At 63.7% G+C, this 15,154-nt stretch carries 15 protein-coding genes; 9 read left to right on the top strand and 6 right to left on the bottom strand.

Annotated elements, in window-relative coordinates; genetic code table 11:
* Window positions 1-227 precede the first annotated feature (227 nt).
* From sucB to EER27_RS05915, 7 genes are all read left to right on the top strand, one after another.
* Window positions 228-1,430 carry a dihydrolipoyllysine-residue succinyltransferase gene (gene sucB, locus EER27_RS05945; protein WP_123087090.1) on the top strand — a complete coding sequence of 401 codons (1,203 nt, stop codon included), beginning with the start codon at window positions 228-230 and terminating at the stop codon, window positions 1,428-1,430.
* Window positions 1,431-1,607: 177 nt separating this feature from the next.
* A complete protein-coding gene (gene lpdA / locus EER27_RS05940) occupies window positions 1,608-3,035 on the top strand; it encodes a dihydrolipoyl dehydrogenase (protein WP_123087089.1) in 1,428 nt (475 codons plus the stop codon).
* A gap of 111 nt (window positions 3,036-3,146) precedes the next feature.
* A complete protein-coding gene (locus tag EER27_RS05935) occupies window positions 3,147-3,767 on the top strand; it encodes an LOG family protein (RefSeq protein ID WP_123087088.1) in 621 nt (206 codons plus the stop codon).
* A 2-nt stretch (window positions 3,768-3,769) separates the two neighbouring features.
* Window positions 3,770-4,816: a hypothetical protein gene (locus EER27_RS05930; RefSeq protein ID WP_148040957.1), complete on the top strand. Its 1,047-nt coding sequence runs from the start codon at window positions 3,770-3,772 to the stop codon at window positions 4,814-4,816.
* Window positions 4,813-6,021, top strand: a complete 1,209-nt coding sequence (locus EER27_RS05925) for a threonine aldolase family protein (protein WP_123087086.1) — start codon at window positions 4,813-4,815, stop codon at window positions 6,019-6,021. The genes EER27_RS05930 and EER27_RS05925 overlap by 4 nt, the downstream gene beginning before the upstream one ends.
* A 13-nt stretch (window positions 6,022-6,034) precedes the next feature.
* Entirely contained in the window at window positions 6,035-7,027 is a 993-nt protein-coding gene (locus EER27_RS05920; protein ID WP_123087085.1) for a YhdH/YhfP family quinone oxidoreductase, read from the top strand.
* 145 nt (window positions 7,028-7,172) lie between these two features.
* Window positions 7,173-7,538 carry a response regulator gene (locus EER27_RS05915; protein ID WP_123087084.1) on the top strand — a complete coding sequence of 122 codons (366 nt, stop codon included), beginning with the start codon at window positions 7,173-7,175 and terminating at the stop codon, window positions 7,536-7,538.
* 42 nt (window positions 7,539-7,580) lie between these two features.
* Here EER27_RS05915 and EER27_RS05910 read toward each other — a convergent pair whose 3' ends face one another.
* Window positions 7,581-8,495, bottom strand: coding sequence for a DnaJ C-terminal domain-containing protein (locus tag EER27_RS05910; protein ID WP_123087083.1), 915 nt, complete (start codon window positions 8,493-8,495; stop codon window positions 7,581-7,583).
* 225 nt (window positions 8,496-8,720) lie between these two features.
* Here EER27_RS05910 and EER27_RS05905 point away from each other — a divergent pair, with 225 nt between their 5' ends.
* Together EER27_RS05905 and EER27_RS05900 are read left to right on the top strand one after the other, a co-directional pair.
* Window positions 8,721-9,200, top strand: coding sequence for a peroxiredoxin (locus EER27_RS05905; RefSeq protein WP_123087082.1), 480 nt, complete (start codon window positions 8,721-8,723; stop codon window positions 9,198-9,200).
* Window positions 9,201-9,357: 157 nt separating this feature from the next.
* A complete protein-coding gene (locus tag EER27_RS05900) occupies window positions 9,358-10,131 on the top strand; it encodes a hypothetical protein (protein WP_148040956.1) in 774 nt (257 codons plus the stop codon).
* A gap of 827 nt (window positions 10,132-10,958) precedes the next feature.
* Here the strand turns inward: EER27_RS05900 and EER27_RS16895 are convergent.
* From EER27_RS16895 to EER27_RS16880, 5 genes are all read right to left on the bottom strand, one after another.
* Window positions 10,959-11,318: a hypothetical protein gene (locus tag EER27_RS16895; protein WP_148040955.1), complete on the bottom strand. Its 360-nt coding sequence runs from the start codon at window positions 11,316-11,318 to the stop codon at window positions 10,959-10,961.
* Between the two features lie 158 nt (window positions 11,319-11,476).
* Window positions 11,477-11,797: a hypothetical protein gene (locus EER27_RS05895; RefSeq protein ID WP_148040954.1), complete on the bottom strand. Its 321-nt coding sequence runs from the start codon at window positions 11,795-11,797 to the stop codon at window positions 11,477-11,479.
* 1,044 nt (window positions 11,798-12,841) lie between these two features.
* Window positions 12,842-13,336: a hypothetical protein gene (locus EER27_RS16890; RefSeq protein WP_148040953.1), complete on the bottom strand. Its 495-nt coding sequence runs from the start codon at window positions 13,334-13,336 to the stop codon at window positions 12,842-12,844.
* A gap of 80 nt (window positions 13,337-13,416) precedes the next feature.
* Complete coding sequence (locus tag EER27_RS16885; RefSeq protein ID WP_148040952.1) at window positions 13,417-13,776, bottom strand: hypothetical protein; 360 nt, start codon at window positions 13,774-13,776, stop codon at window positions 13,417-13,419.
* A complete protein-coding gene (locus EER27_RS16880; protein ID WP_148040951.1) occupies window positions 13,773-14,861 on the bottom strand; it encodes a hypothetical protein in 1,089 nt (362 codons plus the stop codon). Before EER27_RS16880 ends, EER27_RS16885 begins: the two co-directional genes overlap by 4 nt.
* Window positions 14,862-15,154: the final 293 nt, after the last annotated feature.

Genomic DNA, 15,154 nt, shown 5'->3' with positions numbered 1-15,154 from the left:
ACGCGAGAAGGCAGGTACGGTCCGGTGTCGAAGACCGCACGACGGACGACTTGCCTTCCCGCACCCCGCTCGATGCATTCGTTTCGCCGGCGGCCTGGCCGCCGCAAGCAACACGAAGTAGGAAGTGAGGAAGGCGGGAGCGATTCGCTCCCCACCGGCAGCCTGCTCCGCGGGCGACTCGCTTCCCACCTCACTCACCGCATACCTTTCAATCAGGACTCACATCCATGAGCACCGAAATCAAAGTCCCGGTCCTGCCGGAATCCGTTTCCGACGCCACCATCGCCACCTGGCACAAGAAGGTCGGTGACGCGGTCAAGCGCGACGAGAACATCGTCGACCTCGAGACCGACAAGGTCGTGCTCGAAGTGCCGTCGCCGGTCGATGGCGTGCTCAAGGAAATCAAGTTCGAGGAAGGCTCCACCGTGACCAGCCAGCAGCTGATCGCGATCGTCGAGGCCGGCGCTGCCGCCGCGGCCCCGGCGGCATCTGCCGCGGCTGCTCCGGCCGCCGCGCCGGCAGCACCGGCTGCGCCCGCCGCTGCCGCTCCGGCCAAGTCCGCCGCCCCGGCAGCCGTCTCCGGCGACCTGCCGCCGGGCGCGCGCTTCACCGCCGCCACCGCGGGCGTCGACCCGTCGCAGGTCGAAGGCACCGGCCGTCGCGGCATGGTCACCAAGGAAGACATCGTCAACTACGCCAGCGGCAAGACCGCCGGCGTGGCCGGCGGCGCCCGTCCGGAAGAACGCGTCCCGATGACCCGCATGCGCGCCCGCATCGCCGAGCGCCTGATGCAATCGAAGAACTCGATCGCCATGCTGACCTCGTTCAACGAGGTCAACCTGGGCAAGGTCATGGCGATGCGCAAGGAGCTGGGCGAGCAGTTCGAGAAGGCCAACGGCATCAAGCTGGGCTTCATGGGCTTCTTCGCCAAGGCCGCCGCCAACGCCCTGCAGAAGTATCCGGTGATCAACGCGTCGGTCGACGGCAATGACGTGATCTACCACGGCTATGCCGACATCTCGATCGCCGTGTCGACCGAGAAGGGCCTGGTCACGCCGGTGCTGCGCAACGTCGAGCGCATGTCGTTCGCCGACATCGAGTCGGGCATCGCCGGGTACGCCAAGAAGGCGCGCGACGGCAAGCTGGGCCTGGACGACCTGCAGGGTGGCACGTTCACCATCACCAACGGCGGCACGTTCGGCTCGCTGATGTCGACCCCGATCGTCAACCCGCCGCAGAGCGCGATCCTGGGCATGCATGCGATCAAGGAACGCGCGATCGTCGAGAACGGCCAGGTCGTCGCCGCGCCGATGATGTACATCGCGCTGAGCTACGACCACCGCATCATCGACGGCAAGGACGCGGTGCTGTTCCTGGTGGACATCAAGAACCAGCTCGAGAACCCGCACCGCATGCTGCTGGGCATGTAAACGGCGGCTTGCCCCTCTCCCGCGGGAGAGGGTTGGAGCGAGGTCACGGCCCTGCGCCGATGACCTCGCACCGCTGCCCCACTCGTCGGCGCCGCAGCGACCCCGCTCCGCCGAACCTCCACCGCCCTTCGGGCACCTTCACCCGAAGGGCGAAGGAAAAAGAAAAGGCCTCACCCCATGAGCGAACAGCAAGCATTCGACGTAGTCGTCATCGGTGCCGGCCCTGCCGGTTACCACGCCGCGATCCGTGCCGCGCAGTTGGGCCTGAAGACCGCGTGCATCGATGCCGCGCTTGGCAAGGATGGCAAACCGGCGCTGGGCGGCACCTGCCTGCGCGTGGGCTGCATCCCCTCCAAGGCGCTGCTCGACAGCTCCCGCCAGTTCTGGAACCTCGGCCACATCTTCGGCGAGCACGGCATCACCACCGACAACGCCAAGATCGACGTGGCAACGATGGTTGGCCGCAAGGACAAGATCGTCAAGCAGTTCACCGGCGGCATCGCGGCGCTGTTCAAGGCCAACAAGATCACCCCGTTCTATGGCTTCGGCCAGCTGCAGCCGGGCAACGTGGTCAAGGTCAAGCAGCACGACGGCAGTGAAGTCGAGCTCAAGGGCACCAACGTCATCATTGCCGCCGGTTCCGACTCCATCGAACTGCCGTTTGCGAAGTTCGGCGAGCACATCGTCGACAACGTCGGCGCGCTGGACTTCACCGAAGTTCCCAAGCGCCTTGGCGTGATTGGCGCCGGCGTGATCGGCCTGGAACTGGGCAGCGTGTGGAACCGCCTGGGTGCCAAGGTCACCATCCTCGAAGCGCTGCCGGACTTCCTGTCGGCGGCCGATGCCGAGGTCGCCAAGGTCTCCGCGCGCGAGTTCAAGAAGCAGGGCCTCGACATCCAGCTGGGTGCCAAGGTCAGCAGCACCGAGGTGAAGGCCGACGGCGTGCACGTCACCTACACCGACGCCAAGGGCGAGCAGACCATCGTGGTCGACAAGCTGCTGGTCGCCGTGGGTCGCAAGGCTGCAACCCGTGGCCTGCTGGCCGATGGCACCGGCGTCAAGGTCAGCGAGCGCGGCCAGATCGAGGTCGACGCGCACTGCCACACCGGCGTCAACGGCGTGTGGGCAGTCGGCGACTGCGTGCGCGGCCCGATGCTGGCGCACAAGGGCTTCGAAGAAGGCATCGCGGTTGCCGAGTTGATCGGCGGCCTGCCCGGCCACGTCAACCTCGACACGATTCCGTGGGTGATCTACACCGAGCCGGAGATTGCGTGGGTGGGCAAGACCGAAGAGCAGCTCAAGGCCGAGGGCATTCCGTACAAGGCCGGCAGCTTCCCGTTTGCGGCCGTCGGTCGCGCGGTGGCAATGGCCGAGCCCGCGGGCTTCGTGAAGGTGCTCGCACACGCCGAGACCGACCGCGTCCTGGGCATGCACCTGGTCGGCGCCAACGTCTCCGAGCTGGTCCACGAAGGCGTGCTGACGATGGAGTTCAGCGGCTCGGCCGACGACCTCGCCCGCATCTGCCACGCGCACCCGAGCCTCTCGGAAGCCGTGCACGACGCGGCGATGGCCGTGTCCAAGCGCGCGATCCACAAGGCGAACTGATCCCGCGTTGGCCCCACGCCATTCGCATCGCCACGCAAGCGCCCGGTCTCTACAGAGCCCGGGCGTTTGCCGTTCTGGCGGCACCTTCCTACTGACCCAGGCAGCCACTCCATGACCCAAGACTCCGTCGCCCCCCGCTTCAAGGCCGTCTGCGTCTACTGCGGATCCAACTCCGGATCGCGGCCGATCTACGCGCAGCGCGCCACCGAGCTGGGTACGCGCCTGGCCCAGCGGGGCATCGCGGTGGTCTACGGCGGTGGCAACGTCGGCCTGATGGGCACGGTCGCCGACGCTGCGCTGGCCGCCGGTGGTGAGGTAATCGGCGTGATCCCCGAACAGTTGGTCGGCTGGGAAGTCGCACACCGCGGACTGACCCGTCTGGAGGTGGTCGCCAACATGCACGAGCGCAAGGCGCGCATGTTCGACCTCAGCGACGGCTTCATCGCCCTGCCCGGCGGATTCGGCACGCTCGACGAGATGTTCGAAATGCTGACCTGGCGCCAGCTGGGCATCGGCGATCGGCCTTGTGCCTTCCTCGACGTCGAGGGGTTCTACGCGCCGCTGGTGGCGATGATGGACCGCATGGTCGCCGAGCGCTTCCTGCACGCCGACCAGCGCCGCGATCTCTGGCACGGTGAGGACATCGGCACCCTGCTCGAATGGATGCAGGCCTACGTGCCGGCGCAGGCCGACAAGTGGCTCGACGAAAAGCGTCGCGCGGCACTGCGCTGAACGTGCGCGACCACACCACCGGAACAGTCGACATGCCCCGATCCATCGCTTCGCTTTCCGCTCGCTCTGCCCTCGTCTGCGTGTTGTTGGTCGCGCACCTTCTGGCCACGCCCGTCTTCGCCGCGGAAGCGCCGATCGCCCCTCCCCTTCCCGCCACGACCGATTGCGCGCAGTCGCGCGCCCTGCCGGCCGGTGCCGATCAGAACTCGCGGCGCATCGCCTGCCAGATCCCCCCCAAGTACCAGCAGGACGTCGCCATGGCCGAGTTCATCGGCGGCATGATCCGCATGCACGACATCGCGGCGTGGCTCACCACCGACGCGCTGTTGGCGAAGGGTGCGTTCGAAGGCGTCGAGGGCGAGGGCCGCGGCTGGCTGACGTTCGAGACGGACGGCAAGATCGAGGTTCGCTATTTCTGGGAATCCCGGGGGAACGTCGCCGCCGTCGCGACGGCCACGCTCGACATGGCATCGATGGAAGTAGAGGACGCGCGCAAGCTGTCGCCGGCCGAGCCACTCACCGATCGCGAATCGCGACTGATGAAGTCGCGCGACGCTGCGCTGCACACACCGGAACTGGGCATGTGCACGAAGCACGCGCCGAACACCCTCGCATTCGAGTCGAACTTGGACGGACGGCCGGAGATCCTGGTCTTCGTCATGTCCGCGTGGAAGGACAACCACGCAGCGCCGCTGGGCGGCTTCCACCTGTTCCGTTACAGCGCCGACGGCCAGACGCTGCAATCGCAATTTTCGCAGACCCGCAGCTGCCCGATGGCCAATCTCGACGAGAAGCTGCCAGAAGGTGCGCAGGCCGTCGGGATGGGGGTGTCACACCTCACCTCGGCCACGCCGACCATGTTTCATGTCTTCATGAATCTCCAGTACCGTCAGCCGTTGTTCGTGATGACGACGCAGAACGGCCTGCACTGGCGCGTCGAGGACGGACGAATTCACCTGATCGAACGCGATGATCCGGCGGACGCCCTTGCTGCCCCTGCCCCGCCCGTCGCGCCGCCGGTACCCACGCCGGAAGCCTCCTCGCCATGACCCCGCCCCCCGCGAAAGCCTTGACGACGCCGGACCTGGATCGCCGCCGGTTCCTGGCGGCCAGTGGATTGGCCGCCACGGTGTCGCTCCTGCCCGCCGCAGCGCAGGCTACCGATCCCGATGGCGCCACCGTCTCGTCGCCAGCGTTGTTCTCGCGCGTCGACTTCACCACCGACGGCCTCGGGCTGAACCCCCGCGAGTACGCCACGCGGCTGCATGAGGCCGTCATGGCCGGCGCGGTGGAAGCCGACGGGTATTCCCGGGGCGGGCTGATCGAGAAGCTCGAACGCCGGTTCGCCGAGCGGCTCGGGAAGCAGGCCGCGATGTTCGTGCCCACTGGAACGCTCGCCAATCACATTGCGATCAGAACGCTCGCGGGCAGCGATCGTCGCGTGCTGGTGCAGGCCGAGAGCCACTTCTACAACGACAGCGGCGACTGCGCGAGCACGCTCAGCGGATTGAACCTGGTGCCGCTGGCGGCGGGCGAAAGCACGATCACACTGGACGAACTCAAGCACTGGGTCGAGCGTTCGGCCAGTGGCCGCGTGGAAACGAAGGTCGGCGTGCTCTCCATCGAGAGTCCGGTCAGGCGGCGCGACCATCAGATGGTCGATTTCGACGAGCTGCAGCGGGTGTGCGGCTACGCACGGGAACGAGGTATCCGCCTCCACCTGGATGGCGCGCGGATGTTCAACCTGCCCCGGCATTCGGGCCGCAGCGTGCGCGAACATGCCGCGCTCTTCGACACGGTGTTCGTGTCGCTGTGGAAGCACTTCAACGGCATGTCGGGCGCAATCCTTGCAGGCGATGCCGAATTCATCGAGGGCCTCTATCACACGCGCCGGATGTTCGGCGGGTCCCTGCCCCATGCGTGGCCCGATGTTGCGCCCGTCGAGCGGTATCTGGAGCATTACGAACGCGACTACGCGCAGGCGTGGCAGTCTGCCGATCGGTTCATTGCGCTCCTGCGGTCCGACGCGCGATTCAAGATCCGACACGTGCCCAACGGCACAAGCCGGTTTTTCCTCTCCGCCACGGGAGTCGAACCGGCCGTGCTTGGCGAACGGCTGAAACGGCGGGGCGTGATCATTCCGGGAAACGTCCGTCCCGACTCCGGCGAATTTTCCATGGAAGTGAACCCCACGATCACGCGGATGGCACCGGACGCTCTGGCGCGGATCTTCTTCGACGCAATGAACGGCTGACAGCGAGCACCCCATGAGCCCCACCGGAACTTTCCAGGCCTTCCGAATCCACAACGACGCCCAGGGATACCGCAGCGGCGTCGAAGCGCTGACGGTCGACGACCTCTCGCCCGGCGAGGTGGTGATCCGGGCCGTGCATTCGTCGATCAACTTCAAGGACGCGCTGGCCGGCACCGGCGAGGGCAAGATCCTGCGCCGTTTCCCGCTGGTGGGCGGCATCGACGTGGCCGGCCACGTGGTGGCCTCCAGCGACCCGACCTTCCGCGAGGGCGATGCGGTGCTGGTCACCGGCTGCGGCCTCAGCGAAACCCGCGACGGCGGCTACTCCGAGTACGTGCGACTTCCCGCGCAATGGGTGATCGCCCTGCCCGCCGGGCTCACGCTGCGCGAGAGCATGATCCTCGGCACGGCCGGCTTCACCGCCGGGCTGGCCCTGCTGCGCATGCGCGACAACCGCCAGACCGCCGACCTGGGTCCGTTGGCGGTGACCGGCGCGACCGGCGGCGTGGGGTCGTTGGCGGTCGACATCTTCAGCCGCGCCGGCTTCGAGGTGCATGCCATCAGCGGCAAACCCGAGCATGCCGACTACCTCAAGGCGATCGGCGCCGGCCAGGTGCTGGGTCGCGACGCCCTGTCGACCCAGCGTCCGATGGAAACAGCGCGTTTCGGTGGTGGCCTCGACAACGTCGGCGGTCCCATGCTGGCCAGCCTGCTGGCGCAGACCGCGCCATACGGCAATGTCGCCAGCGCTGGCCTGGCCGCCAGCCACGCACTGGACGCCACGGTCATGCCGTTCATCATCCGCGGCGTCTCGTTGCTGGGCGTGGCCTCGGCCGGAACCGCACGCGACCTGCGCGAGCAGGTCTGGCAACACCTGGCCAGCGACTGGAAGCCGGCACACCTGGATCGGATCTGCACCCGCGAGGTCGGCCTGGCGGATCTGCCGACGGTGTTCCCGCGCATGCTCGCCGGCGGTTCGGTCGGCCGCACCCTCGTCAGCTTCTGATTTCGCCCGCGTGCGATCGCGCCACCACCACCACGCCCCTACCGACCATCGGCCGCTTACGACCTAGCGCGCTGCCGCCACCCTTTCGCGGCTTGCGACCTCGCGGGCCGCCGCTACAATCGCCCGGACTCCCAGGGGAACCCAAATGGCCCGCATCCTTATCGTCGACGACTCGCCGTCCCAGCTGATGGGCATTCGCCGCATCGTCGAAAAACTTGGTCACGAACCGCTGACCGCGGAAGACGGCGCCGCCGGCGTCGAGGCCGCGAAGCGCGAACTGCCCGACCTGATCCTCATGGATGTGGTGATGCCCAACCTCAACGGCTTCCAGGCCACGCGCTCGATCAGCCGCGAAGCGACCACCAAGCACATCCCGATCGTGCTGGTGACCACCAAGGACCAGGAAACCGACAAGATGTGGGGCATGCGCCAGGGCGCCAAGGCCTACATCACCAAGCCCTTCAGCGAGACCGATCTGTCGGCGCTGATCACCGAGCTGTTGCCGCACTGACCTGCGACGGGTCGGCGACGTCATCGCCGCCGACCGGACCCTTCAGGCACGCCATTCGCCGGCAAATGCCTCGGCCAGGGTTTGATACGCCTCGCGCTGCGCCTCCGACTGCGGGCGCGGGGCCAGAATTTCCAGCTCGACGATCTGGTCGCCAGCCGGCAACTTGCCACTGGCGTCCGCGGGCAGGCCCCGCCCACGCAGGCGCAGCTTGCGTCCCGCCTCGGATGCCGCCGGAATCTTGAGCTCGACCGCGCCGCCCAGGGTCGGCACGCTGACCGTCGCGCCCAGCGCGGCTTCCCACGGCGCCAAGGCCAGCACGTGGATGACGTTGCGCCCGTCCACCTCGAACTGGGGATGGGCGGCGTACTCGATCTCCAGCAACAGGTCGCCGTGCGTGCCCTGCCCCATCAGGCGGATCATCTGGCCGGGACGAATCCCCTTGGGGACGCGCACGTCGAGCGTCTTGTTGTTGACGTTGATGTGCACGTTGCTGCCGGAAAACACCGTCTCCAGCGACACGGCCAGCTTGGCGCGGGTGTCGCCGCGCGGCGGCGATTGCGGCTGGCCGAATCCCGGCCCAGCGCCGCCGGCGCGAGCCCGGCCCCGGCCGAACATGCTTTCGAAGAAGTCACTGAAGCCACCACCGGCACCGCCACCAGCGAAGATCTCCTCGAAGTCGACGCCACCGAAGCCACCGCCAAAACCGCCCGGCGGCGGATGCACTTCATCGCCCGGCCGGTACCCGCGCGAGCGCAGCTGGTCGTACGCCTTGCGCTTCTCGGGGTCGCGCAGCGCTTCGTAGGCTTCGTTGATCGCCTTGAACTTCTCCTCCGCACCCGCTTCCTTGCTGACGTCGGGATGGAATTTGCGCGCCAGGCGCCGGTACGCGGTCTTGATCTCCGCTTCTCCGGCACCGGCTTCCACGCCGAGCGTCTGGTAGTAATCCTTGAATTGCATCGGCGGTTTTCCCGGGCAGTGATGTCGGTGGTGCTTTGGGTGGTGCGTTCAAAATCGCCCCGCACGCGCGAGGGCCGACAGGATGGCAGTCGCGGCGTCGATTTCAAGTCGTTGCGCGAACCTTTCGCGCCGCGGGGCAATCACAACGCCGCGCTTGACGCGCTTCGTCATCGCACTGGTGCATGCTGCCCGCCTAGACTACGGCCCCCACAAGGAGAAAGCCCCATGACCATCCAGGTCGGCGACAAGTTGCCCGAAGTCCCGCTGCAGCGCATCCGCGAAGGCGTCGAGACCGTCGATACCCTCACCCTGTTCGGCGACGGCAAGGTCGTGCTGTTCGCGGTGCCGGGCGCATTCACGCCCACCTGCTCCGAGCGGCACCTGCCGGGTTACGTCGAACACTTCGACGCGTTCCGCAGCAAGGGCATCGACGTTGCCTGCCTGTCGGTCAACGACCCCTTCGTGATGCAGGCCTGGGGGCAGAGCCAGAACGTGCCCGACGGCCTGTTGATGCTGGCCGACGGCAATGGCGAGTTCACCCGCGCGCTGGGCCTGGAGCTCGATGCCAGCGCCTACGGCATGGGCACGCGCGCGAAGCGCTTCGCGCTGTACGCCGAGGACGGCGTGGTACGTCAGCTGCACGTCGAAGCGCCGGGCGAATTCCGCGTTTCCAGTGCCGACTTCATGCTCGAACAGCTGGCCTGAAGGCAGGATTCGACGGCGGTGCACATCGGCACCGCCGTCCCTCTGGCACCACACCTCCCTGCGATGCGCTCGCCAGGTGCGCAACCCGCGCATGGCGGCGGCGCGCGGGCAAGAACTGGCCCTCGCCCCGATGCCACGCCGCGATGAGCTCTTCCGAATGAACCGATCCCCGGCATCGTCCACCATCACGCGATCCGGCGCGCTGGCCGCCATCCGCCTGCGCCTGCAACGGCAGGAGTGGCCGCGACTGCAGATGAGCCTGATGGTGATCCTGACCGCGCTGGCCGGCTTCCTGGCCTCGTACGTCCTTCGCGAAAGCGGACTCACCACCCTGTGGCTGCGCTACGCACTCACCACCGGCATCGCCTACCTGGTGTTCCTGGTGGTGCTTGGTATCTGGCTGCACTGGCGACGCTCCAACTGGATCGATCTGGTGGATTCCGGATGGGCCGGCGAGACTCCCGCCCCATCGCCGATCGGGCACGTTGGCGGCGGCGGACAGTCCGGTGGCGCCGGCGCGTCCGCATCGTTCACCAGCACCGATGCCGGGTTCCAACCGGCGCCACTCGACGTGGGTGCCGACAATCTCGACGTCTCCCCTGTCACCGCCATCGCCGATGCCGAGGAGGCCGGAGCCGTGATCATCGCCATCGCCGCCGCTCTGGCCGGCGGCGCCGCGATGCTGTGGGTGGTCTGGATCGCACCAACCCTGATGGCCGACCTGCTGCTCGACGCCGCCATCGCCGGCGGCCTGTACCGCCGCCTCAAACGCATCGACGCCAACAACTGGTGGCAGACCGCGATCCGCCACACCATCGTCCCCTTCGTGCTGGTGCTGGTGTTCATCGCCCTGGTCGGCGTCGCCGCACAGATCGCCGTCCCGCAAGCGCAGTCCATCGGTGAGGTGGTTGCGGCGCTGCGCGGCGGCTAGCGCTGGGAAGCGCGCTGGCCTCCACGGGGTACGGCGCATTTGTGACGAACCCGCCTGTTCGGCGTGTGCCTGGTCTTCCAACATGGGAAAGCGTTCTTGCCCGCGCGAACCAAGATTCCGCCCGCGCGACGAATGCCGCTTCATCGGCGCAATCGCCCAGCTGCCTCGACCGGGGGGCCCAGGAAACGTCATACCCATGACCTCACCAAGTGAGCCATTGGTAGGGTTGTACAGACAAGACTGAGACCGCTGAAATCTGCTCCTCCAAGGCTCACCGGGGTCAGATTGATGCCGTACTGAAAGCCCTACGGCGCTTTAACTCTACGCCTCGCATAATTCAAATCGTCAATCAAGGCTCGATCTTCCGCATCGATCTGAGCACCCTGATCTATCCCGCAGATGAAGATTACCTTCGGGCTTGCGCCATCTTCGGAAACGCTGACGGCAATTTGGTCGGGCCACAATAGATAGACGCTCCGTTGAGAGCCAGCTGCTCCGGCGAAAGTAGCTACCAGCCTGCGTAGCGTCGCGCCTTCAAAGAGGCCAACGATTCGCTCACCTTCCGAGGCTCTGTCTGACGGCCCTTCAATGGCATAGGGCGAATATGTCAGGCCCCTCTCTAGAATCAGTCGATCTCTGAAGTCGACTAGATCTGCCTTCGTGCAGTCCCCGGTGCTTATTGAGCCCGCCAATGCGGTCGCCGATACGGCGTACAGAACGAATGCCGCCGCGATAGCTCTCATGGCGTAACGCCCACAAAACGGCTTGAATCCGCTGACCCGAACCGGGCGGCCATTGACCTGGCGACTGCGGAAGCTCGCCGCGTCTCAACAAGCAGCAGCATCTTCAAGCTCACCGCTATCCATGTTCAAAGCAAAGACACATTCATAGCCACCAGCGCTCTTGAAGCAAATTACATTCCCTGCTCGCTTGACCAAGGTATCTCCATCGCCACAGAAGTTGCTGCTCGCCCGGCCTTCCATAGCTTCATACATGACCCGAGCCCCTTCATTCTTGATGGACATATAAACCCTCACACCTCCATCTTCAGGGTCTGGATCAACCTCAAAGGGGCCATTCTTTGCGACATAATTTCCATCCAACACCCCGCGGCCAGGCGCATCTCCGCCGCTCGCGGGAAACGCTACTCCAAGACAGACGACAAGTAGAAGGTTCGCCATCTTCATTTCAGCACCTGCCGCAGATATGAACATTCAGATGCCGCGAGAAGAAGGGCATAAAGCCCAAACCGCCAAACATTGTTGTTAGCAAGGTACAGTCACAAGCCCAGCCTGCCAAACATCGCGCGATATCCGAGAAAGTTGCATGGCACAGTTTGATTCAGCTACTGCTCGCGCCTTATGTGAACCACCCTACCAAGTTCTACGTCATACACCACGTGGGCTTGACCACCGTATTGCGGCTCGATGTTTAAAAAGGAAACCACAACGTATTGCCGAATTGGTGTCAGCACGATCCGCTTTCCCTCCAAGACAAATCTCCTGCGGGAGAGCGTGTCCATCGATTGACGCAAAGCCAACTGAAAGTCAGCTTGTACACTCGCATAGGCAGTGGACGCCTGGGTGGGCTCTGTGGAACGCACGTGCATCGAGCTCGCCAGCAGCAGAAGGAATGCCGCTATCGACGTTAGTAGTTCTTTTTTCATGGAAAGGGTCTGCCGGACACCATTTGCATACTTGCCTCCGCCCAGCTGTCGCGCGGGCCAGCCCGTCGATGTGCTCGTGGCCGGTGAAACCGCGCGTCGTCAGGCGCCGTCTGCCTCCGTCCCCATTGATTCGATTCTCTGCGTGTAGGACTCCGTGAGATCACCGATGCAGTTTGATGATAGGCAGGCTTCCGCTCCATCGGAGCGGGCTCCGAAGTCATCGCCAGAGAATCCCCAGACCCGCGTCTCAACGCCAAAGAAAATGAACCTGGAACCATTTCCGGCTTCAGGCTCTGGGGGACGGTGGAGGCAGTGCCTGCAGAGCGCTGACCCTGCATATCACGCGGGCGGCTTAATTGCCTCCGTCCCCATTAACCGCTACTTCGGCTTCCAGAGCTTGATCAGCCTGGCGGATGAAGTGCCACATAGCGGAACGCCCGTAGCGGCCCTTCAATTTACGGCACCTCTCTGCCCCATCAATCCGAGGGGCGAGATTGTTTTCGAGCCTCCTCCACGTCTGCACCTTTGATTGCCGATGGCGGAAAAGTAGGGGCAAGAGTTCCTGCTCCATCAAAATTCTCGTGAAACCGACCCTTGCGCCCTGCCTCGTCTGAGAAAACTCCAATAACTGAAACGTAACGTGCCGGCCCCGAGAACATCCGCTGAGTCCTCGGGTATCTATCGTCGTACCTCATCAATACAGAGCGATCAAGGATATTCTCACGCGCGGATTCGCTGTCCAAGTACAACCTGGTTTCATTACCGCGAGGAACGAGATATCCGACTGTCCGAATCTCACGTTCGTCGAACAGGTTTGGCATTGCAAGGACGCCTACCATTGAGACTTGGCAAGCACCATCGCCAACACAGGGAGATGCGAGGCGGCTTTCAGTCTCTTGCGAAGTTGGCACAATGCCCTTCTGGGCAACGCCATCACAGGCCGTCAATGGCATCAGCAGGAGATAGACATAGGCTCGTTTCATGGGCACCCCGCGGGAGTTGTGCACTGACACATTTTTTGGCGTTGAGGCTTTTCGGAAATCCTCAAAGACCACCAACGCCCTCCTGGCGGATGTATAGAACGCCATCCTCCAAAGGGCACGACTGATTGCCAACCCCTCGGCAAGCGCAGCTACTGACTTCAAGATTTGAATCAAATTCCGGCGATTGGCCGACCCCGATTTCAAAATAGCATTGCGGCTCGCTATAAACATACGTATCCAGTGGATACGCTATACCATCAACGTCAGCCCCAGTGTCAGGATCCAGACCCTCGTTGATTCGAGTGGCCAAGCCTTCAAGAACTTTCGAACTTGGCACCGCACCATCAAGAATGGTGAAATGAACTGACCCAGCACCCGCCCGGCGAATAACAATCGCCCTCTCACTTTCTGTTGATTTATATATCCGACCTGACGATCTGTCGCCCACCAAGGAATCACTTTTCCGAGAGGCAGCCTTGACATCGGTCCCGACGCCGCACCAAGCAACATAAGAAGCACCCAATAGCATCAGAGTAAAACTTCCGGACATCTTCATAACCACCTCTCGGGGCTACTTCAACGAGGACGTCGCAGATTGCGCGACCGGTCCCGACGCATGACTGCGGCCCTCACGACTCAACAAGCAGCAGCGTTTTCAAGCTTTCCGTTATGCATGTTAAGAGCAAAAACACATTCATACCCCCCTGCATTCTTAAAGCAAATTACATCTCCTGCGTGCTTAACCCAGGTCTCCTTATCGCCGCAGAAGTCGTTACTTGCCCCACCTTCGATTGCTTCATACATGGCCCGGGCACCGTCACTCTTGAGGGACAAGTACACCCTGACATCTCTATCTTCAGGATCTGGATCAATTTCAAAGGGGCCAGTCTTTACTAAGTAGCTTCCATTAACGTCTCCTTCGCGGGTGACATCGCCACCGATTGCGGAAGAGGTCACGCCAAGGCAGAAAGCAAGAAGTAGGTTCGCTATCTTCATTTCTTGTACCTCACGTGTAAATGGTTGTCGTGCAACGCTGGGCTAGAAGTGCAGCAGAATTTCAGACCCGTTACACCGGGATCGTTGAAGTATATGTAGTCGACATTGCCGCTGACACGCAGTGCATTCACCAATCTCTGCGTTGCCGCACGGTCATAAGTACTACTTCGCCATGTAGGTCTACCTCCCGAGCCATCAGTCCGAATTGGCCTCAGGTCAACCGAAAGCCCGTCAGTGTGAGATCTATGCGGACGCATAGATGACCCGTCACTTAGACTCATATCACCGATGCCAATCTTCGCGGTTTCGCCGTTGAATGACCAAACCCAGTCAGCGAGCACTACGCCATTAACGGCGGAAGCTGCCAAGTATGCCTGGTCGTCCGTGAAGTACGGAACGAAGTTCGTTTCCAAGCTTTGCCAGTTGTCGGGGAATCCATACTGCCTTTCATTCGACCGACTCGCTTCATCATTAAGCGCCCTTGAGAACGCTGCTGTAATAGCGCCATTTGCGAACTTTCCACCGCTCAGCATCGAGGTGGCACCTCCTGCGATTGCCGCTGCGGCGATTCGCTTCGGTGCGTAGGAAGGACTGTTGTTGCCGATGGTATCGATCATTGGCGAGAACGCCTGCGCCGCGCCGGCACTGGCGAACCCGTGCCCGAACTTTCCGCCTTGCATTGATGACATCACGCCGCCAGCAACGCCGTGCGAGAGCGATTTGGCACCGTATCCACCCCAGGTGAGGCCGGAGCCGAAGGCGCCGCTTCCCGACGGGGCGTTGGCCCACCTCGCTGAGTCGAAGTAACTGCCGATTCCGGCGAATAGGCCCGCCGATATCGCGCCGGTAATCGCACCCTGCATGCTCCCTGTGCTTACCCAGCCGGCCACCATTCCGGTGAGCATCGAATACCACAACTGCGCGGAACCGGGGTAGATCGCCGTCATCACGATCGCCACCGCGGCACCGGCCCACTGGCGCTCCTCGATACCGATCATTCCGGTGGGGTCGGTATAGCGAAGCGGGTTGTTGAATACGTAGGTGTACGCGTTCCAGCTTTGCGCGCTGTTTGGCGCCTGGATCACCGGGCTGCAGGAAGCGGCCCAGGTCCGGGTCGTAGATGCGGCCGTTCATGTGGATTACGCCCAGCCCGTCGATGTGCTCGTGGCCGGTGAAACCGCGCGTGGTCAGGCGCCGTCTGCTTCGCTTCAGGCTCTGGGGCGACGGTGGAGTCAGTGCCATGCAGAGCACTGACTCCCATGTCACGCGGGCGGCTTAATTGTCTCCGTCCCCATTGATTCGATTCTCTGCGTGTAGGACGACGTGAGATCACCGATGCAGTTTGATGATAGGCAGGCTTCCGCTCCATCGGAGCGGG

The organism is Montanilutibacter psychrotolerans (genome assembly GCF_003719825.1).
Classification (GTDB): domain Bacteria; phylum Pseudomonadota; class Gammaproteobacteria; order Xanthomonadales; family Xanthomonadaceae; genus Montanilutibacter; species Montanilutibacter psychrotolerans.
Note: the sequence above shows the minus strand (reverse complement) of the source record. Positions and strands in the feature narration are given on the sequence as shown.

What these genes read in the sequence shown, in the direction of transcription:
- sucB (WP_123087090.1), top strand. Translation starts at nt 228, where the DNA reads ATGAGCACCGAAATCAAAGTCCCGGTCCTGCCGGAATCCGTTTCCGAC.
- lpdA (WP_123087089.1), top strand. Translation starts at nt 1,608, where the DNA reads ATGAGCGAACAGCAAGCATTCGACGTAGTCGTCATCGGTGCCGGCCCT.
- EER27_RS05935 (WP_123087088.1), top strand. Translation starts at nt 3,147, where the DNA reads ATGACCCAAGACTCCGTCGCCCCCCGCTTCAAGGCCGTCTGCGTCTAC.
- EER27_RS05925 (WP_123087086.1), top strand. Translation starts at nt 4,813, where the DNA reads ATGACCCCGCCCCCCGCGAAAGCCTTGACGACGCCGGACCTGGATCGC.
- EER27_RS05920 (WP_123087085.1), top strand. Translation starts at nt 6,035, where the DNA reads ATGAGCCCCACCGGAACTTTCCAGGCCTTCCGAATCCACAACGACGCC.
- EER27_RS05915 (WP_123087084.1), top strand. Translation starts at nt 7,173, where the DNA reads ATGGCCCGCATCCTTATCGTCGACGACTCGCCGTCCCAGCTGATGGGC.
- EER27_RS05910 (WP_123087083.1), bottom strand. Translation starts at nt 8,495, where the DNA reads ATGCAATTCAAGGATTACTACCAGACGCTCGGCGTGGAAGCCGGTGCC.
- EER27_RS05905 (WP_123087082.1), top strand. Translation starts at nt 8,721, where the DNA reads ATGACCATCCAGGTCGGCGACAAGTTGCCCGAAGTCCCGCTGCAGCGC.
- EER27_RS05900 (WP_148040956.1), top strand. Translation starts at nt 9,358, where the DNA reads ATGAACCGATCCCCGGCATCGTCCACCATCACGCGATCCGGCGCGCTG.
- EER27_RS16895 (WP_148040955.1), bottom strand. Translation starts at nt 11,318, where the DNA reads ATGAAGATGGCGAACCTTCTACTTGTCGTCTGTCTTGGAGTAGCGTTT.
- EER27_RS05895 (WP_148040954.1), bottom strand. Translation starts at nt 11,797, where the DNA reads ATGAAAAAAGAACTACTAACGTCGATAGCGGCATTCCTTCTGCTGCTG.
- EER27_RS16890 (WP_148040953.1), bottom strand. Translation starts at nt 13,336, where the DNA reads ATGAAGATGTCCGGAAGTTTTACTCTGATGCTATTGGGTGCTTCTTAT.
- EER27_RS16885 (WP_148040952.1), bottom strand. Translation starts at nt 13,776, where the DNA reads ATGAAGATAGCGAACCTACTTCTTGCTTTCTGCCTTGGCGTGACCTCT.